This is a genomic window from Micromonospora sp. NPDC005161 (assembly GCF_053599855.1).
Window position 1 is genome coordinate 22,360 of record NZ_JBSFYQ010000023.1, and the last position, 19,399, is coordinate 41,758.

Annotated in this window: 16 protein-coding genes; 4 read left to right on the top strand and 12 right to left on the bottom strand. The window is 70.2% G+C overall.

Annotated features, from left to right (window positions below):
* Nucleotides 1-71: 71 nt before the first annotated feature.
* The 4 genes from ACWD5O_RS21615 to ACWD5O_RS21630 are packed head-to-tail and all read right to left on the bottom strand — an operon-like array spanning nucleotide 72 to nucleotide 5,776.
* Nucleotides 72-1,328 carry an ABC transporter substrate-binding protein gene (locus ACWD5O_RS21615; RefSeq protein ID WP_450086337.1) on the bottom strand — a complete coding sequence of 419 codons (1,257 nt, stop codon included), beginning with the start codon at nucleotides 1,326-1,328 and terminating at the stop codon, nucleotides 72-74.
* Nucleotides 1,329-1,356: 28 nt separating this feature from the next.
* Nucleotides 1,357-4,098: a family 78 glycoside hydrolase catalytic domain gene (locus tag ACWD5O_RS21620; protein WP_450086338.1), complete on the bottom strand. Its 2,742-nt coding sequence runs from the start codon at nucleotides 4,096-4,098 to the stop codon at nucleotides 1,357-1,359.
* Complete coding sequence (locus ACWD5O_RS21625) at nucleotides 4,095-4,916, bottom strand: carbohydrate ABC transporter permease (protein ID WP_450086339.1); 822 nt, start codon at nucleotides 4,914-4,916, stop codon at nucleotides 4,095-4,097. Before ACWD5O_RS21625 ends, ACWD5O_RS21620 begins: the two co-directional genes overlap by 4 nt.
* A complete protein-coding gene (locus tag ACWD5O_RS21630) occupies nucleotides 4,913-5,776 on the bottom strand; it encodes a carbohydrate ABC transporter permease (RefSeq protein WP_387327386.1) in 864 nt (287 codons plus the stop codon). Before ACWD5O_RS21630 ends, ACWD5O_RS21625 begins: the two co-directional genes overlap by 4 nt.
* Nucleotides 5,777-6,173: 397 nt before the next feature.
* Here ACWD5O_RS21630 and ACWD5O_RS21635 point away from each other — a divergent pair, with 397 nt between their 5' ends.
* Nucleotides 6,174-7,214 carry a LacI family DNA-binding transcriptional regulator gene (locus tag ACWD5O_RS21635; RefSeq protein WP_449935754.1) on the top strand — a complete coding sequence of 347 codons (1,041 nt, stop codon included), beginning with the start codon at nucleotides 6,174-6,176 and terminating at the stop codon, nucleotides 7,212-7,214.
* A 34-nt stretch (nucleotides 7,215-7,248) separates the two neighbouring features.
* On the opposite strand, the gene ACWD5O_RS21640 is transcribed toward ACWD5O_RS21635, so the two are convergent.
* A complete protein-coding gene (locus ACWD5O_RS21640; protein WP_354965681.1) occupies nucleotides 7,249-7,968 on the bottom strand; it encodes an isocitrate lyase/PEP mutase family protein in 720 nt (239 codons plus the stop codon).
* A 229-nt stretch (nucleotides 7,969-8,197) separates the two neighbouring features.
* On the opposite strand from ACWD5O_RS21640, the gene ACWD5O_RS21645 reads away from it, so the two are divergent.
* Both ACWD5O_RS21645 and ACWD5O_RS21650 read left to right on the top strand, forming a co-directional pair.
* Entirely contained in the window at nucleotides 8,198-8,740 is a 543-nt protein-coding gene (locus ACWD5O_RS21645; protein ID WP_450086340.1) for a hypothetical protein, read from the top strand.
* A 214-nt stretch (nucleotides 8,741-8,954) separates the two neighbouring features.
* A complete protein-coding gene (locus tag ACWD5O_RS21650; protein ID WP_450086341.1) occupies nucleotides 8,955-10,139 on the top strand; it encodes a low temperature requirement protein A in 1,185 nt (394 codons plus the stop codon).
* Nucleotides 10,140-10,167: 28 nt separating this feature from the next.
* Here ACWD5O_RS21650 and ACWD5O_RS21655 read toward each other — a convergent pair whose 3' ends face one another.
* The 7 genes from ACWD5O_RS21655 to ACWD5O_RS21685 form a co-directional block, all read right to left on the bottom strand.
* Nucleotides 10,168-11,352: a low temperature requirement protein A gene (locus ACWD5O_RS21655; protein ID WP_450086342.1), complete on the bottom strand. Its 1,185-nt coding sequence runs from the start codon at nucleotides 11,350-11,352 to the stop codon at nucleotides 10,168-10,170.
* A 99-nt stretch (nucleotides 11,353-11,451) separates the two neighbouring features.
* Nucleotides 11,452-12,303: a pyridoxal kinase PdxY gene (gene pdxY / locus ACWD5O_RS21660; RefSeq protein WP_450004958.1), complete on the bottom strand. Its 852-nt coding sequence runs from the start codon at nucleotides 12,301-12,303 to the stop codon at nucleotides 11,452-11,454.
* A gap of 78 nt (nucleotides 12,304-12,381) precedes the next feature.
* A complete protein-coding gene (locus ACWD5O_RS21665; RefSeq protein WP_387327407.1) occupies nucleotides 12,382-12,990 on the bottom strand; it encodes a hypothetical protein in 609 nt (202 codons plus the stop codon).
* A 106-nt stretch (nucleotides 12,991-13,096) separates the two neighbouring features.
* Nucleotides 13,097-14,029 carry a hypothetical protein gene (locus tag ACWD5O_RS21670; protein ID WP_450086343.1) on the bottom strand — a complete coding sequence of 311 codons (933 nt, stop codon included), beginning with the start codon at nucleotides 14,027-14,029 and terminating at the stop codon, nucleotides 13,097-13,099.
* A gap of 128 nt (nucleotides 14,030-14,157) precedes the next feature.
* Nucleotides 14,158-15,129: a pyridoxal-phosphate dependent enzyme gene (locus ACWD5O_RS21675; protein WP_450086344.1), complete on the bottom strand. Its 972-nt coding sequence runs from the start codon at nucleotides 15,127-15,129 to the stop codon at nucleotides 14,158-14,160.
* 83 nt (nucleotides 15,130-15,212) lie between these two features.
* Entirely contained in the window at nucleotides 15,213-16,088 is an 876-nt protein-coding gene (locus tag ACWD5O_RS21680; RefSeq protein WP_450086345.1) for an alpha/beta fold hydrolase, read from the bottom strand.
* Between the two features lie 173 nt (nucleotides 16,089-16,261).
* Complete coding sequence (locus ACWD5O_RS21685) at nucleotides 16,262-17,788, bottom strand: glycerol-3-phosphate dehydrogenase/oxidase (RefSeq protein WP_450086346.1); 1,527 nt, start codon at nucleotides 17,786-17,788, stop codon at nucleotides 16,262-16,264.
* Nucleotides 17,789-17,833: 45 nt separating this feature from the next.
* Between ACWD5O_RS21685 and ACWD5O_RS21690 the strand changes: the two genes are divergently transcribed.
* Nucleotides 17,834-19,399, top strand: coding sequence for an FAD-binding oxidoreductase (locus tag ACWD5O_RS21690; RefSeq protein ID WP_450086347.1), 1,566 nt, complete (start codon nucleotides 17,834-17,836; stop codon nucleotides 19,397-19,399).

Sequence of the window (19,399 nt, forward strand, 5' to 3'; positions counted from 1 at the left end):
CAGGTCCTGGTGTTGACGTAGGTGCTGCTGGTGCGGTGCGGAGCCTGGTCCGCGACCGCAGGGAAGATCGGTCAGGCGCCGGCTTTGTAGTCGGCGTCCATCGCCGCGAGGACCTTGTCGGGGGTGGACTGCCCGCTGAAAACCTCCTGGAGGCCGCTGAGCATGGTCTGCTGCACCTTGGCGTTCGGCCAGAGCTGATCCATGAACGGCACTGTTCGGTTGTCGTTGATGAACGTCGACAGCTCGGTCAGCGAGGGGTCGACGGCGTAACCCGTGTCGGCGAGGGCTGGCAGGCCGCCCTGCTTCTTGACGTAGAGGTTCATGCCCTCGGGGGACATCACGAAGTTGACGAACTTCAGTGCGAGTTCCTTGTTCTTGGCCTTGGCGTTGATCCCGTACCCGGCACCGGCCGCGGCGGGCATCAGGGCCGTGGCCGGCTCATCGGTGGCCGGTAGCGCCTTGAGCGTGAACGTGCCGTTCGGGTTCTTCCCCTTGAGCAGGGCGATGACCCAGTTGCCCTGCACGATGCCGAGCGTCTTCCCGGTGGCGGCGAGCTCCTGGCTGGCCTCGTAGCTGGTGCCGAGCGGGTTCTTCTGGAAACATCCGGCCTGGTTCATCTCCAGGTACTTGGCCAGGGCCGTCTTCCAGAGTGAGCCGGCGAAGGTCGCCTGGCCGGCCTGCATCTTCGTGTCGAAGTCCGGTTCCTTGGCGTAGACGGTCGGTGCGACCAGCCCGTACAGCACCAGCTGGGTCACCCAGTTGTCCTGGATGCCCAGTGCGAAGGCCGGCGTTCCCTTCGTCGCGGCGGCCCGGCAGAAGGCCAGCAGGTCGGTCCATGTGCCCGGTGGGGTCAGTGCGGCCTTGTCCATCGCTTGCTGGTTGTAGACCGCACCGATCCCGTTGAGCCCGAAGATCGCGTTGTAGGTCTTCCCCTCGTACTGGGCCACGCTCTTGACGGCGTCCGGCAGCTTGGCGGCCCACGGCTGGTCGGACAGATCGAGCAGGTACCCCGGTTTGGCCAGCACGTAGGTGGCTCCAGGGTTGCCGTTACCCGGCCAGACGGACATCACGTCGGGTGCGGTGCCTGACGAGAGCTGGGTCCGGATCTGCTGCTGGTACTGGTCGGCGCCGCTGGTGGTGAAGTTGACCTTGACGCCCGGGTTGGCGGCTTCGAACGCCTTGACGACGTCCTCCACGGAGCCCTGGTCGACCGAGGCGAGCGTGAGGGTGGTGGAGCTGGTTTCGGCGTTGGTGCCACCGCTGCAAGCGGCCAGCACGGCGAGGGCTGTCATTGAAGCCAGCAGGGTCGGCAGTCTGCGCGTGTTCATGATGTCTCCCGCTAGGACGGTGCGGTGGTCATGACTGATCGGTGGGCCCAGCACCGGGTGCGAGGGCGCTGACGGTGTAGCGGCCAGACGCCAGCCGCAGGGTTGCCCCGGCGGTCGACGGCTGGACCCCGAGTACCCCCGGCTGGCCCGCAGCGGGTGCGCCGCTCTCGCGCACGCTGCCCGGGTCACGCGTGGGGACCTCCAGTACGGCGGTGCTGCCGGGTGGCACCGTGACGGTCACGGTGATCCGGCCGTCGATGCGGGACCAGCCGCAGGCCACCCGTCCCCGGGCGGTCTCCTGCTCGGCCTTCGCCCAGGTGAGCCGACCGCCCGGTAGCGGCCGTAGCAGCAGCTCGCGGTAGGCCACCGACGTGGGCGTCTGGTCGATGCCGGCGACCCGGCCGAACAGCCAGTCACCGACGCTGCCGAGGCTGTAGTGGTTGAACGAGTTCATCGCGGCGGACTGGAACCCGCCGTGGTCGGTCCAGCCGTCCCAGCGCTCCCAGATGGTGGTGGCGCCGTGCCGGATGGAGTACCCCCAGGACGGGAACTCCTCCTGGTGCAGCAACGCGTACGCCAGGTCGGCCCGGCCATGGTCTGCCAGGACCGGGCAGAGCAACGCGACGCCAACGAACCCGGTCGTGAGTCGGTTGTTCCGCTTCTCGATGTCGGCGGCGAGGTGTTCAACCGCCGCCGGCACCAGAGCCTCGGGGACAAGGCCGAAGCCGAGGGCCAGCAGGTAGGCGGTCTGGGTGCCGCCCTCGACGGTGCCGTCGGCGCCGACGTACGAGTCGATGAACGCCCCTCGGATCGCGGCGTGCAGTTCCCGGTGCTCGTTCGCCTCCCGGTGTCGCCCCAGCACCTCGGCGGCATCCGCCACGATCTGGGCGCTACGCGCGAAGTACGCGGTCGACAACACGTCGCGTGGGGTGGTGGCCTCGACCTGCAGCCAGTCGCCGTAGGAGTTGCCGGTACGGTGCCGCCAGCGCAGGTCGGGATTGTGTCGCCGTACGTAGCGGACCCAGGCGACCATCGCGTCGAACGACCGCCGCAGCACCTCGCGGTCGCCGTACGTGCGCCACAGGTGCCACGGGATGAGCACCCCGGCATCGCCCCACGCCGGCGCCGCCGCGCGGTGCATGGTCATGACCGGGGCGACGTCGCGAAAGGCGCCCTCGGCGTCCTGTCCGTCCACCACGTCGCGCATCCAGCGGGCGAAGAACGCCGCGACGTCCGCGTTGCGGCTCGCGGTCGGGGCGAAGATCTGCGCGTCGGCCAACCAGCCGAGGCGCTCGTCCCGCTGCGGACAGTCGGTGGGGATCGCGACGAAATTCCCCCGCTGCCCCCAGGTGATGTTCGACTGCAGCTGATTCACCATCGGGTCCGAGCACTCGAAATGCCCGGTCCAGGGTGTGTCGCTGTGCACCACCCGGGCCACCACGTCGGTGGGGGCCAGCTGGCCGGGGTGGTTGTCGACCTCGAGGTACCGGAAGCCGTGCAGGGTGAACTGTGGCTCGAAGACCTCGGTGTCGTCGCCGCCGGTGGTGTAGCTGTCGGTGGCCTGGGCGCGGCGCAGGTTGTCCACGTACAGCTCGCCGTCGGCGAGGATCTCCGCGTGCCGCAGTACGATCCGCCGACCCGCGGCGGCGCCGCGGACGGTCAGTCGCACCCGGCCGACGAGGTTCTGCCCGAAGTCGACGAGGAAGCGACCAGGAGCCCGCTGGTGCACGACGATCGCGGGCACGTCGCGGGTGACCCGGACCGGGTGGTCGGGTTCGGCGACGATCGGACCCGGCTCGGTGTCGAGGACCGCGACCGGCTGGAATCCGTCATCGGACGGGCTGGGCGAGTCCCAGCCGGGCACGTGCTGGCGGGCGTCGACGTGTTGCCCCATCAGCAGGTCGGCGGCCCGGATCGCACCGGGCCGTTCGGCCCAGCTCGGATCGGTGGCGACCACCTGCCGGGAGCCGTCGGTGAAATCGACCACGAGCTGCGCGAAGAAGGCCGGGCACTCACCGTAGTGCTGCGCGGCGCGGCGGGCGTCGAACCCGACGTGCCCGCACCACCAGCCGTCGGCGACGACGGCGCCGAGCATGTTGCCGCCCTCGCGCACCAGCTCGGTGACGTCGTAGGTCTGATACTGGAGCCGGCGGTGGTATTCCGTCCAACCCGGTGCCAGCTCGGTGTCGCCCACCCGTGAGCCGTTGAGTCGGACTTCGTAGACGCCGCGCGCGGTGGCGTAAAGCCGGGCCCGCCTCGGTCGACGCCGCACCTCGAACGGCCGGCGGAGGTACAGCGGCGGCGGCTGGAGCTCGCCAGCTGAGCCAGGGTCGCGGTCCTGCGGCGGATCCACATGGGGAACGCGAAGCGGGTCGCGCCCCACCCACACCGCGGTCCAGTCGCGGCGGTGCAGAAGGCCCGTTTCGAACCAGGTCTGCGCCGGCGCGCCCGCGACGCCCGTCTGGTCCCAGACCTCGACCCGCCAGTGGTAGCGCGTGGCCGAGCGCAGGGTTGGGCCGTCCCAGGGCACGAGCAGCGCGTCGTCGGACTCCCGCCGGCCGCTGTCCCACAGCAGGCGACCGGGATCGTCGAGGTCGGCGGGCCGTTCGGCGGCGGTGATCCGGTACGCGCTCTGCGCGGCACCTCGCCGCTCACTGTCCAATTTCCACGACAGCCGGGGACACGACTCCCCCAACCCGAGCGGCTCATGGCGCTGCTCGGTCTGCAACCCGTAGGGGCGCAGCAGCCAACGATCCGAGACGTGTGTCATCCCTTGAGCCCTCCGGCGAAGCCATTGATGATGCTGCGCTGCAGCGCGAAGTACACGGCCAGGATCGGCACGATGCTCATCACCAGCGCGGCGAAGATGAGGTTCCAGTCGGCGGCGTACTGGCCGACGAAGCCGGCTATGGCGACGGGCATGGTCTGCTGGGTACTGCCGCTCAGATACAGCAGCGGCGTGAAGAAGTCGTTCCACACGGACACCGCGTTGAGCACCAGAGCCGTCACTGTGACCGGCTTGAGCATCGGGAACACGACGTACCGGAACGTCTGCAGGGGTGAGCAGCCGTCGATGAAGGCGGCATCCTCGAACTCACGCGGCAGGGCCCGCAGGAAGCCGATGTAGAGGAAGGTCGTGAACGGCACCTGAAGGCCCGAGTAGAAGAGGATCAGCGCCCACGGCGTACCGAGCAGGCCAAGATCGCGCATCGTCTGATACAGCGGCAACGCAGCCAGCTGGAAGGGCAGCATCAGACCCAACATGATCAGCAGGAACATCCCCCGCGACCAGCGTGCGGTGGCGCGCGCCAGGGGGTACGCGGCCAGCGACGAGACGGCCAGGACGATGGCGACGCTCGTCGCGGTCACGAGCACGCTGTTGACCAGCGCACCGCCGAGTCCGCCCTGCTGCCATGCCTGGGTGAAGTTGCCCAGCGTCGGCGAGGTGGTCGGGCGGATCGGTGAGGAGGTGTCCGATGGTGCCCGCAGGGCAAGGTTGATCAGGACGTACACCGGGAAGCCGACCACGACGGCGGCGGCGATCATCGCCAGTTCCACCATGAACGTGCGCCCGCGATAGCGGTTCACGAGGCGGCCCTCTCATTGCGGGACAGCACGAGGTACTGCCCGGTCGAGACAACCGCCACGATGATCGTGAGCACGACCGCGAGCGCGATGCTGTATCCGAACTCCCCCAACGTGAAGGCGTCCTTGTAGATCAGCGTCGACAGCGTGTCGGTGGCGTGTCCCGGCCCGCCGCCGGTCAACGCGTACACCTGGTCGAAAAGCTTGATCCCGCCGATGATCGACAACATCAGGTTGATGGTGATCGCGGGAGCGAGCAGCGGCCGGGTGACCGACCAGAAGCGCCGCACCGGCCCGGCGCCGTCCATGTCCGCCGCCTCATTGATCTCCTTCGGTACGGACTGCAGTCCCGCCAGGAAAATGACCATGGAGTAGCCGGCGAACTGCCACACGATCACGGCCACGATCGACCAGAGGGCCAACTGGGGGTCGCCCAGCCAGTCCTGCCGCCAGGAGTCCAGCCCGACCAGACGCAGGAGACTGTTGACCGCGCCGTCCGGGCCGAGCAGGTTGCGCCAGAGGTAAGCGGTCACGATCGGGGTGATCACGGCCGGGGCGAACAGGAACACCCGCAGCACATGCCGTGACTTGATCATGGTGTTGACCCCGAGTGCCAACAGCAGCCCGATCCCGTTCTGGATGATCGTGATCGACACGGCGATCAGCAGGGTGTGCCAGAGCGCCTGTACCGCGTCGGGATCGCGGGTCATATCCGCGAAGTTGCCCAGGCCGATGAAGGAGAGGTTCGGGTCGAGTCCGTCCCAGTCGGTGAAGGCGTAGTACAGGCCACGGGCGCTCGGCACCAGGACGATGAAGGCGAAGAGCACGATCGCCGGCAGCGTGAACCACCAGGGCGGGGTCATCCGGGCACGTCCAGGGCGGACAGTGGTCCGCTCGGGAGACTGACGGGGCGGGGCAAGGGGCGGTGGCTCGGCTGCTCTCGTCACTGGCGATGTCACTTTCCTGAAACGTTTCAATCTGCCGCCTGGGTCGGGCCTCTTCAACCCGCCCCAGGCCCGCGCCCTGCGACCCGGAGTGCTCCGGAGTCGCACCTGCGCGCCGAACGACGGTCCAGCGATCAGTGTGGGTAACGTTGCCCAAATGTTTCGCCCGACCCTAGGAGTTGACCCGATCGACGTCAATAGGTGACCACGCCTCGCCGGGCATTTCTCCTCTGCGACTACTACCGCGGGCGGTGGCGCCGAAGGCGAAGAGCCCGCCTACACTCGTGGGGAACGTTCCCCACTTGCCGGAGGCAACATGAGGTCGCGGTCGGCGCCGCCCCGACGAGTCACCATCGTTGACGTCGCGCAGCACGCCGAGGTGTCAACGACAGCCGTGTCCAAGGTGCTGCGCAACGCGTACGGGACCAGCCCAGCGATGCGGGCGAAGGTGCGCAAGGCGGTCGCCGAACTCGGCTACCGACCGTCCGCCGCAGCGAGGGGCATGCGCGGCCAGACGTACACCATCGGCGTGATGCTGCCCGACATCCGCAATCCGTTCTTCGCCGAGATCCTCGACGGGGTCACCGAGTGGCTGTCCGATACGGAGTACCAGGTCCTGCTCGGCCCCGGCTGCAACGGCGAGGCGGCGGAAGCCCGGGTCACCGAGACGATGATCGACCACAGCATGGACGGCGTCATACTGATCGCCCCCATCTCGTCGAGGTCACGCCTCCAGCATGTCGCCAGCACCGTGCCGACGGTGGTCGTCGGCCGACACTCCCACTCCACCGCGTACGACTCGGTGGCGGACGACGACATCGCGGGCGCCGCACTCGTCGTCGACCACCTCGCCGACCTCGGACACCGCCGGATCGCCCACATCGAGCACCTCGAAACCGACCCTGCCCGTATCGCGGAGATGCCCAACGCGATACGCGCAGAGGGCTACCGCCAGGCCATGCAGGCCCGTGGGCTCGCGGACGGCATCGACATCGTCTCCACCACGTACACCCAGCAGGGTGGATACCTCGGCGCACAGCAGCTGCTCGCCCGACCCCGTCGGCCCACAGCCATCTTCGCTGGCGCGGACATCGTCGCCATGGGCGTGCTCGAGGCGATCGCTCAGGCCGGTCTCACCGTTCCCGGCGACATGTCCGTCGCGGGATACGACAACACCACGTTCGCCGACTTCGAACCGATCTCGCTCACGAGCGTCGACCAAGCGGGCCGCGAGATCGGACGCAGCGCCGCCCGACTCCTGCTGGACCGGATCGCCCACCTGGACAAGCCGGCCGCCCACATCCGGCTCTCGCCGACGCTCGTAACCCGCCGCAGCACGGCAGCACCGCCCAGGTGACCCCGGCCCCTGGATCCGCCCGGGTCGCCGGACGTCAGACGCGCAGCCCCGCCGCCAGCTCGCCGACCGCCCGCGCCGCGTACCGCTGCATCCCCGGACCGAAGGTGATCCGGCTGGCGCCCAGCCGTCCGAGCTCGGCCACGGACGCCTTGTCGTCCGGCTCGGCGGCCATGTTGATCGGGCCCTCGATGCCCTCCCGCAGCAGCGGGAGCACCTCGGGCGGCGCCATGAGCGGGTATACGCAGTCGGCGCCGGCGGCCACGTACAGCCGGGCGCGGGCCACCGCGTCGGCCGGCTCACCCGTCCCTACCAGGAAGGTGTCGACGCGCGCGTTGATGAAGAGCGCGTCACCCGCCTCCGCGCGCACCTCGGCCAGCCAGTCCGCGTGCCGCTGAGGATCCTTGAGCGTGCCGTGGCCCTCGGAGTCCTCCAGATTGCAGCCGACGGCGCCCGTCTCCAGGAGCCGCCCGACCAGCTCCCGGGGGGCGAGGCCGTAACCGCCCTCGATGTCGGCGGACACGGGCACGGAGACGGCCCGGACGATCCTCGCCACCGCGGCGAACATCTCGTCGGGCGGGGTGGCGCCGTCCTCGTAGCCGAGCGATGCGGCGACCCCGGCGCTCGGTGTGGCGAGCGCGGGGAAGCCGGCGTCGGCGAGGGCCCGGGCGCTGGCCGCGTCCCACGGCCCCGGCAGGACGAGCGGGTCGCCGGCGGTGCGGCCGTGGTGCAGGGCGCGGAAGGTGGCGGCAGTCATTTGACGTCTCCCCAGGGTGCAAAGGTGTTCAGCACAGACGAGCGACAACGCTACGCGCCCGGTGGCACTGGCTTATCGTCGCTTTCCACGACGGATTCCCGAGCCAGTTCGCCAGCAGACCGGAGTTCAGGATCGAGCTGGAGCATGCGGCGGTGCAGCGTACCGCCTCCTCCGGGTCGGCGACCTGGCGCAGTGCGAGCCAGGCGGCCCCGACAGCCGGGTGGCGACGGTGACGAACGGCCATGTCATCTACTACATCGACGGCGTGCAGGTGGGCGACCACTCGGGCAAGTTCTATCCCCGGCAGACCATGACGATCAACTGGAACCTCTGGTTCATCGACACGGCAGCCCACTCGGGCGGGTTGAGCACCTACATCCAGCAGGTCGACTGGGTGCTGTTCGCGAAGAACCAGGCACTCACCCCGGCGCAGGTGACGGCGAAGACGGCGGCGTACCGCTCGGCCGGCAGCACGTTCGCCGACACGGTGGACTCGACGGGTGGCTGCTCGACCCCGACGAACCCGCCGACGACACCCCCCACGACGCCTCCCACCACCCCGCCGCCGGCCGCGAACTGTTCCACCGCACCGGAGTGGGCCTTCGGCACGGCCTACACCGGGGGCCAGACGGTGAAGCACGAGGAGAGCAGGTACGGCGACCCGAGTGGTCCAGCGTCGGGTGACGGCAAGCACCTGTGGCGGGCACGGTACTGGACACAGGGGTCCGAGCCGGGCTGGACCCAGCAGTGGGAGGATCTCGGCCGCTGCTGAGGCGGACGGCGTACAGCACGGCAAGGCACGGGCGGGCGCTCGCGAGTCACGGGCGAGCACCCGCCCGTGTTCTGACCCGGAACCGGGTCATGCCTGGAGATGAGCCCTTTCGGGTGTCCGAGCATGTCCTGTTTTGTAGGTTCGAGGCTGGCAGAAGATGTCCAGGTCGCCGGCGCCGCCGCGTCCGGTCTGGCGTCCCTAGGAGGCAGACGCCGTGACGTCGAGTCCGCTACCCCGGATTCTTCGCCGACGCGGCGAGCCCGAGTTTCCGACGTTCCTGGAACTCTTCTTCGACCTGATCTACATTTTCATGTTCTCCCGGCTCTCCGCAGGGCTGGTAAACGACCTCAGCGTCCGTAACGCGGCGCAGACCGCGGTCCTGCTGCTCGCCGCGTGGTGGGTCTGGGTGCTGACCGCGTGGCTCACCGACCTGTTCAACCCGCGGTTGCCGCTGATCCAGGCCACCGTTCTCGTGGTCATGTTCGGCACCCTGTTGATGGCCATCGCGATCCCGAGGGCATTCGGCGCGCACGGGTGGATCTTCGTGGCGGCGTACTTCGGCATCCACCTGGTCCGGGACTCGGTTCTCATTCCCGCCACCCGTGTGAACCGGCCGATCCAGGCGAGAAGCATCCGCGTCTTCTTCTGGCTCGGCGTCACCGCCGGACCATGGGTGGCCGGGGCCCTCGTGGACGGCACGGCCAGGCTGGTGCTCTGGTCCATCGCGGTGGCGGTCGACCTCGGGTCGGCCCGGATCGGCTGGCCGACACCGAGGCTCGGTCGGACCGAACTCGCCAGTCAGATCTTCACCGGCGCCCACCTGTCCGAACGGCACCGGCAGATCTTCATCATCTCCCTCGGCGAGCTGATCCTGACCGTCGGGATGGGATTGGCCGCCAGCGACTTCGAGGCCGGCCGGGTGGCGGCGTGCGCGGTCGCGTTCGTCAACGCGCTGATGCTGTTCCAGATGTACTTCCACCGGATCCGACAGCTACTGGCGCCGACCGCCGTCTCGACGGTGGAGCGGGTCCGCTCCGGCACCGCCACCTCGTACACCCACCTGGTCATGGTGGCGGGGGTGGTGGTCATCTCGGCCAGCGACACGCTCGTCATCGACCGTCCGTTCGGGGAGACGCCGTCAGGCTGGATCGTCGCCATCCTGGGTGGGCCCGCCCTGTTCCTGCTCGGCGGCTGTCTGTTCGACTTCGTGGTCACCGGTCGGATCCTCTGGCCACGGGTGCTGGGGATCATCGTGCTGGGCGCTGTCGGACCCGCGATGCCGCTGCTGCCACCGCTCGGCATCATGGTCGTGGCGAACCTGGTCCTGCTGCTCACGCTGATGGTCGAGACGGTGGCCCCCCGCTCGCGACTGACCAGCGCTCCGCTACCCACGGGGTGAGCCGAAGCACCGGTCCCGACCCGACCTGTCAGCGCAGCGCAGGTGCCGCCGTTCGGGGGTGCCTCCGGGTGCTCAGCAGGTTCACCACGGCGACCAGGGCCAGAACGATCATGGCGAGGAGTGCCACCACGAGCGGCGGCAGCAGGTACGTCGCCGGCGCCACCCCACCCAGCAGGACCAGACCAGCCAGCCGCGACCTGGACACCCGACCGAACACGGTGTAGTCGAGCAACCCACGGCCCAGCAGGAAGAGAGCCGGCCCACCGAGTATGACCGCCGCCCAGGACGGTGGGGTCTCGCCGAACGGCCGATCAACGACGAGCCTGCTGGTGACCGCCGCACCGCCGATACCGGCCACCATGATCAGGTGAGTGACCGCGGCCGACTGGCCGAGCAGGGAGGGTCTCGTCGACTTGGCGATCGCGTCGGTGAGCAGTTCCCCGGCGCGGTAGATGTAGATCCGCCACATGAGCACCACGATCAGGAAGACGACCACGAGCGCCCAGACCCGCGCGGCCGTGTAGTCGCTCTGGCTGAAGGTCTCCGCTGTCGTGAACAGCGACACGCCGAGCGCGATGATGACGAACTGGCGGTACCGCTCGGAGAGTCTCTCACCGGTCAGCCGCCACTCCTCGGAGTGCGAACGCCCCAGCCCTGGCACGGGCCAGCCGAGCGCGGCCGCGGCGTACTCGATCCCGACGGTCACCGCCCAGAGCACCAGGCGAGCCGTGTCGCCGAGCAGCGCCCCACCGATCCACCCGATTCCGGCGATGGCCTCCCAGAACAGGATCCGGCTGCTCCTGCCACGCTGGGACGGGTCCCGCAGGACCAGCAGGAAGTAGGAGCTGGAGCCGAGGTGGATCGCCAGGTACGTGATCGCGAACAGCAACCCACGGCTGCCGTACGCGTCGGGAACCGTGGCGGCCAGCAGCAGGCTTGCCGCCATCGTCCCGATGAACTGCACCCGGAGCGCTGACCGGGCCTGGTCGAGCGTGTCACCCGCCCACGCGGTCAACGCCCAGATGAACGTAAACGCGAGCAGCAGCACCAGGGTCTCGGCGGCGCCCGACCAGGTGAGCTCGGTGGCGAGCTTCTCCGCCAGGGAGATCAGCGCGAAGACGTAGACCAGGTCGAAGAACAACTCCAGGAGTGCCGGATGCGCTGGACTCTTCCGGTCGGGGTCCGTCGACCGCGCGTCGCTCTCCGCAGTCATCGATCACCCCGTCGCACCCGTCCACGGCCACCGCATGACGACACTACGGGTTACGAGTCGACGACAGAGGGCAGTTGCGCAGGCCGACGGACCGATAGATCAGCGCAGCCGCCGAGCGGTGAACCTGGTTGGCGGCTCGGCGATCGCGTCCTGGGCCGAGATCAGTTGGAGCTCCCGGGTGCCCGCCGCGAGGGTTGCCTCCAGGACGGCGAAGACGGAGGCGATGGTGCGTTCCAGCGCGGTCGCCGGCGAGCCCGTCGTGCACAGATGCGCGAGGTACAGCGCCGCGGTGATGTCGCCGCCGCCGTTCGGGTTGATCGGCAGCAGCGGCGTGGTGACCGCCCAGGCGCCTTCGTCGGAGACGGCCACCACCTCCAGTGACCCCGCCGGCACATCGCCGTGCAGGACGCTGGTGACCAGGACGTGCCGCGGCCCCGTCTCGCGTACCACGTCGACCGCCGCCAGCACCTCCGTCAGGGAGTTCGTCGTACGACCGGCGAGGAAGTCCAGCTCGAAATGGTTCGGGGTGACGATGTCGGCGCGCGGAACGACGGTGTCCCGCATGTACTCCGGGATGCCCGGCCGGACGAACATCCCGCGGCCGGTGTCGCCCATCACCGGGTCACAGCAGTACACCGCGGCCGGGTTGGCCTCCTTGACCTTGTCCACCGCGTCGAGGATCACCGCGCCCATCGCCGGGTCGCCCTGGTAGCCCGACAGCACCGCGTCGGCGCTGCCGAGGACCCCACGGTCCGCGATGCCGTTGATCACCTCGGCCACCTGGGCCGGCTCCAGCAGCGGCCCGCGCCACGCGCCGTACCCGGTGTGGTTGGAGAAGTGGACCGTCAGTACCGGCCAGACCTCGTGCCCGAGCCGCTGGAGGGGGAAGGCGGCGGCCGAGTTGCCGACGTAGCCGTAGGCGACCGAGGACTGGATGGACAGGATCTTCACCGCCCCATCATGGCGGCTCGCGCCGGTGGCACACGAAGCGCCCGCCGTTTCTGTCGGGTGGCCCACTCCGGGCGAGCCCTACCCGGGCTGGGAAATCGACGCGCGGTTGATGTAGGCGACCTGGGCGGCGAAGGCCAGCAGGGCCAACACGGCGCCGACGCCGATCGCGAACCCGGACGACAGCCCCGCCAGTCCGGTCAGCAGCGTGACCGAGAGCCCCGCCAGCAGCGCGTTCACCGCACCCACCATCGCCGCCGTGGTCAGCAACAGTTGCGCCCGCCCGGGGGCGTTGCCGACCGCCGCCCAGCTCGCCCGCATGATGCCCTCGCCCTGCACCGCATCGGCGAAGAAGTCGTGGTCGCCGGCCAGCCGGTGCTGGTAGTAGGCCCTGATGCGCTGAATCCGCGCGAGATCCAGCTCGTTCTCCACCATGTTCTGCACCAGCCGCAGGAACGTGAGGAGCCCGGTGATCATCAGCGTGGGCAGCACCGCCCCGAGGTACGGCCCGACGAACGCGGCGTTGCTGGCGACGAAACCGAGCCCGATCAGAGCGGCAGAGAGCATGGAGAGGAAGACCGTCGCCCGGCCCACCGACTCGGTGACGGTGGCGCTGCGGGAGGTCTGGAGCACGAAATGCTCGGTGGTCAGGGCGGTGAGCAACGCCTGCTCGCGTTCACCGTCGTCCATCCACCTCACCGTCCGCGCCGACCAGGGGTCATCGTCACGATACGAGGTCCGAGGGCGCGGGTCCGGAAAACCGACGGTCGCGAACGGGCTCGCTCCCGACCTGCAGTCAGGTCCCGTCCAGGCCGCGACCGTCGTGGTGACCGCGCCGGTCATCCCCGTCGCCGGGATCCCCGCCGTGCGCCCCGTCACCGCTGTCATCGCGGCGGCTGAGGCGATGGCCCCAGGTCGGTGCCGCAAGCACGAGCAGTGCGATCGCAAGTATCGGCACGAGCGCCAGCAGCGGTGCCGTTACCAAGCCGGGCGAGGATTCGTGGCCCAGCGCCACACCCGCTACCTGAATCCGGATCCCCGGTTCAAGAAACGCAGCCTGATCATTGAACGAGTGCGTCTCAGCCACGGCAACTGGCCGAAGCGGCGCCACAGCCGCCAGGTTGGCGTCGATGACGGCGGCGGTCAGCAGCAGGGCCCCAAGCATGGCCGGGACGCCGAACCGCCGCTGCCGCCCGGCGGCCACCACGAGCACCGTCAGCCCGGCGGCAACCGCCACCAGGGTCGGCAACCGGACGGCGAGCGTGACCAGCACGCGAATCGGGTCCCCTCCGCCGAGGGGGGTGAGCACGACGACGGCCAGCCCGGCGACGGCGGCCCACGCGACCCAACGGATCCACCGTGTGTCGGTCCGCGCCCGATCGGTCAACGTCACCACCGATCCGCCGCAGATCAGCGCAAGGCCCAGCAGTGCGGGCCAGTGCTGGGTGACCTGCGCCGCCAACGCCTCACCCAGCCACGCGAGATCCTCGCTGACGGACGGTGGTGGAGCGTTCAGCGGCGCATAGAACGGCGACAGGTACTTCGGCCCGTCCGAGCCCTTCGCCGCCACCACGGCGTCGATGGCGAGCACGCCGACACCAACAGCCACGGCGACGCGGCCCCGCCCGGCACCGAGCAACACGATCACCGCGAGGCCGGTCAGTGCCACCCCGGTCGCCTGCCCCGCGAGGACCGACGCGTCCGACAGCGCGCCAACCACATGCACCACCGCCGCGCCCGCTACAACGGACCAACACACCGGTTCAGGGGACAACCGCACGGCGTACATCCAACCACGGGGTCCGGTCGCCTCGTCGCCCCCGACGCCCACCACCACACGACGCAGACCGGTGATCCTTATCGTTCAGGCGACAGGCTTTCGGCGAACGCGGGAATCTCGGGGTGCCCGAACATTCCGGGAAGCCCGCCCGTGTGGATGAAGACTGTTGTCTGGCCCGGTCCGATCTCGCCTCGCCGAATCGCCGCGATGAGACCCGCCATCGCGCGCCCGGTGTACGTCGGGTCGAGGATGATCCCCTCGTGCCGGGCGACGAGTGTCAGCGCCTCCCTGACCGTCGGGGTCAGGCTTGCGTAGCCGCTGCCAACGTGATCACGGTCGACGCGCAGGTCGTCGGCGTGCACGTCCGGCGAGAGCGGGGTGACGAACGTCGCGACCCGCTGCCGGGGGTCGTCCAGCGCCCCCACATCGACACCGAGCGTGCGGTCCGGGCCGAGGCTCGCGACGAGCCCGGCCATCGTGGCGCCGGAGCCGAGCGCGACCACCGCGGTACGCAGGTCGGGCACCTGGGACAGCAACTCGTCACCGCACTGTGCGTAGCCGCGGGCCGCCAACACGGTGGACCCGCCGAACGGGATGAGGGCGGGGCGTGCGCCTTCGGAACGCAGCCGGTCGCATACCCGCGTGGCGGCGTCTGCGAGCGCCTGCTGACCCGTCACACCGGTGAAGACGACGTCGGCGCCGAGGAACGCGTCCAGAACGAGGTTGCCGGTTCGAGCCGCCACCGGTTCGCCCGGGAACACCAGCACGGCGCGCAGACCGAGGCGCGCGGCGGCCGCGGCGGTGAGCCGCGCGTGGTTGCTCTGTGGCGCTCCCGTGGTGACCAGCGTGTCGGCGTCGTTCGCGAGAGCTTCGGCGACCGTCCATTCCAACTTGCGAACCTTGTTGCCACCGCCGCCGAGGCCGGTGAGGTCGTCCCTCTTGACGAGAAGGTCGTCGCGGCCGAGCCCGAGAGCGGTCGCCAGGCGGGGCATCGGCTCCACCGGTGTGGGCCACGTGCCGAGCGTGAGCGGAACGATCGGTCCGGGCATGCTGGTGACTCCTTGCCGTCGGGTGGGCAGCGTGACGATATAGGCCTGCGACGCCCATCCGGCACCCGCCGCTCGTCACCGCCCTACGTCAGGAAATCCAGCAGTTGCCGTGTGGTCTCCTCGGGAGCCTCTTCCGGAATGAAGTGGCCAACCGGGACCGGGCCGCCACGAACGTCGTCGGACCATTGTCTCCAGATGCCGAGCGGGTCGTCATAGAGCCTCGCGACCTGACCCCGTTGACTCCAGAGAAACAGAACCGGGCAGGCGATCTTGCGGTTGCCTCGGTCCGCCTCGTCCTGCTGGTAGTCCACCGTCGCGGCGGCGCGGAACTCCTCGCAGATCGCGTGGACGGTGGCGGGATCGCTGAACTGCCTGACGTAGGCGGCTCGCACCTCGGCCGGGAACGCGTCCTTCACCTCGGGCCACGTGTCCAGCATGAAATCCACGAGGACGGCCGGCGCCGCGGCGATGAACCGCTCGGGCACCGGCGCCGGCGCCGCCAGGAAGGACCAGACCCAGTACGAGAGGCTGAACGCCATGTCGGCCCGGTCGTACACGTCGCCGACCGGGACGACGTCCAGGACGGCGAGCCGGGTGACGACGTCCGGTTCGTCGAGCGCGAGACGGTAGGCGCACCGTGCGCCGCGATCATGCCCGACGAGCCCGAACCGCTCATGGCCCAGACTGCGCATGACCTCGACCTGGTCGCGGGCGATCGCTCGCATGCTGTACGGCTCATGATCGGCGCTGCTCGGCGGTGTGCCGCTGTCGCCCCAGCCGCGCAGGTCGGTGACGACCACGGTGTGGTGCTCGGCGAGCCGCGGCGCTAAGCGATGCCACATGAGGTGCGTCTCGGGGATGCCGTGCAGGAGCAGGACCGGAGGCCCGCTTCCGCCACGGCGTCCGTGGATCGTCGCCCCCGACGTGGGGATGTCGAACTCCTCGAAGCCCTCGAACATGGCCCCGGACCCCCCGCGACTCGTGCGGACCGTCGTCGCACGGTCTGCTCAGGCGGCACCCGCGACGGTCGGCTGATGGCTCAGGCGGCGTGGACCGCCGACGGAAGCTCCCCGGGCAAAAACGACGCTAGCAGGAGAAGAGGCGACGGTCGGACGACCGGCGAAATTCCCCGTCACCCCTCGGCGGCCAGTGCGAGGACGTCTCGCGCCGTGGGCTGTGCGGCCTCGCGGTGCGCCGGAACGAGACCGATGCGGGTGCGCCGGTCGAGCAGGTCGTCGACGGTGAGGGCGAGTTCGTGCCGGGCGGCCCAGAGCAGTTCCGCACCGGTGACCGGGATGTCGGGGCCGATCGGCTGCCGGAGTTCGGTGGGCGCCTCGGCCAGGACGTCGACGGCCTCGGTGCCGTACCGGTGGACGAGCCGGCGTGGCGCGGGGACCCGGGCCAGCTGTGTTCTGCTCGCCGCGCCGGGCAGCGGGAGGCGGCGGGTGCGGCAGGGGCCGGCCGGGAGGCGGCGCTGACGGATGGCGGTGTCGACGGCGTCCTGAGCCATCCGGCGGTACGTGGTGAGCTTGCCGCCGATCACGCTGATGATCCCGTCGGGGTCGTCGATGACGGCGTGCCGGCGGGAGAGGTCGGCGGTTCGGCTGTCACCGGCGTCCAACAGAGGTCGCAGCCCGGCGTAGGCGCCCAGGACGTCGGTGGGTCGCAGCGGCTGGTCGAGGACGCTGTTGAGGACGTCGAGCAGGAACGCGATGTCGGCGTCGGTGGGTCGCGGCACGTCGGGGACCGGTCCGTTCACCGGCTCGTCGGTGAGTCCGGCGTACACCAGGCCGTCGGTCTGGGGCAGGGCGAAGACGTAGCGGGTGAACTCGCCGGGGACGGGGATGGTCAGGCCGGCCCAGAGTCCGCCCAGACGGGCGGCGGACAGGACGATGTGGGTTCCCCGTGACGGGCGCAGGCGTACGTGTGGGGTCAGGCTGCTGGCCCACACGCCCGTGGCGTTGATGACCGCGCGGGCGGCGACGTGCATGCGTGTGCCGGTGCGGGTGTCCTCGATGGTGGCGCCCTCCCGGTGCAGGCTGATCGCCCGGCAGCGGGTCAGGATGCGGGCGGAGTGCTCCGCGGCGGCGCGCGCGAGGCCGACGACGAGTCGGGCGTCGTCGCAGAGCTGGCCGTCCCAGGACAGGTGTGCTCCGCGGAGACCGGCCGGACGTAGGGCGGGTGCCATCGCGCCCGCTTCGGCCGAGCCGAGCCTGCGCGTTCCGGGAAGGGTCCGTCGGGAGGTCCCGGCGCAGGCACGCAGCAGGTCTCCGGCGTGCAGGCCGGCCGCCGCGGCGCCCGCCTGCCATCGGCTGGTGTACGCGGTCGCCGGGAGCAGCATCGGCAACGGGCGCGTCAGGTGCGGTGCGGTGCGAGTCAGCAGCAGGTGGCGCTCGGCGGCACTCTCGTAGGCGATGCCGATCTGGCCGTGCGCGAGATATCGAAGGCCGCCGTGGATCAGTTTCGAGCTCCAGCGGGAGGTGCCGTGGGCCAGGTCGTCGGCGTCGACGGCGACCACGGACAGTCCGCGGCTCGCGGCGTCGAGCGCCACTCCGGCGCCGGTGACGCCCAGCCCGACGACCAGGACGTCGACTGACGTGCCGGCGACCAGCTCGGCGAGGTCACGTTCCCGGCGGGAGACGGTCAGCGAGGTTTTCACACGCCTCCTTGCGATGCAGTGACGTTGGATGTCACTCTGTCACACATGAATATGGAAGGGGAAGCGTCGGCCGTCGGGTGGGCCCGTTGGGGCACCACGAGGAACGCGAAGGCGCTACCGGACTCCGCTTCGACGCTGCTGGCGCAGGTGCTCGAGCTGACACCCCCGCCGCCGGCCGTCCCGCTGGCCGAGGTGGCGGTGCCGGACTGCGAACTGGACGCCCGGGTCCTCGACGCGCTGCGACGGGCGTTGGGCGCCGAGCACGTGGTCACCGCCCACGACGCCCGGGCACGACACGCGTCGGGCATGTCGACACCCGACCTGCTACGCCATCGGCGGGGCCAGGTGCGGGTGGCCCCGCAGGCCGTTCTGCGTCCGGCCGACCACGCCGAGGTGGTGTCCGTCCTCGATCTCTGCTCCCGGTACCGGGTGGCCGTGGTCCCGTTCGGTGGTGGCACATCCGTCGTGGGCGGGCTCACGCCGTCCGCGGCGCGGCACGTCGCCGTCGATCTGAGCCGGCTGAACGACGTCGTCGCCATCGACCCGTTGTCGCGGACCGCCACGCTGCAGGCCGGACTGCGCGCCCCACGGGCCGCCGAGCTGCTCGCCGAGCACGGGTTCACCCTCGGCCACGTCCCGCAGTCCTACGAGTACGCCACCATCGGTGGATTCGCCGCCACCCGGTCGTCCGGCCAGGCGTCGGCCGGCTACGGCCGCTTCGACGACATGGTCATGGCGCTGACGGTCGCCACCCCGCAGGGCACCGTCCGGACGGGCCGCGCTCCCGCCTCAGCCGCCGGTCCCGATCTGCGACAGATCTTCCTCGGCAGCGAGGGGGCACTTGGCGTCATCACCGACGTGACCGTCCGGATCCGGCCCCTGCCGGCGCAGTCACACTACGAGGGCTGGCGGTTCGAGTCGTTCGCCGACGGCCTGCACGCCGTACGGCGGCTGGCGCAGGACGGGCCGCGACCCACGGTGCTGCGACTGTCCGACGAGGTCGAGACCATGATCGGGGCGACCGGATCCGGACGCGCCGACGGCGGCTGCCAGCTCATCGCCGGGTACGAGGGCGCGGACGTCCTTCCCACCGTCGACGCGGCCGCCGATGTGCTGGCTGCGCACGGCGGCGTGCCGCTGGGCGACGAGCCGGGTCAGCAGTGGGCGCGACACCGCTTCGACGCCCCGTATCTGCGGGACGCGCTGCTGGACGCCGGGGCGTTCGCGGAGACCCTGGAAACCGCGGCGTACTGGTCGGCGCTGCCGGAGGTGCACCACCGGGTCCGGCAGGCGATCCTCGAGGCGTTGCCGGACGGCGCCCTGGTGCTGGCGCACGTGTCCCATGTCTACGAGACCGGCGCGTCGCTGTACTTCACGGTGATCTGCTCTCCCGGTGCGAATCCGGTCGACCGCTGGCGGAAGGCGAAAGCGGCGGCCAGCGACGCGATCGCTGCCGCGGGTGCCACCATCAGCCACCATCACGGTGTCGGCGCGGATCATCGGGCCTGGTACGCCGCGGAGATCGGAGACGTCGCCGTGGACCTGCTGCGGGCGGTCAAACAGCAGCTGGACCCGGCCGGCATCCTCAATCCCGGCATCCTGGTGCCGTGA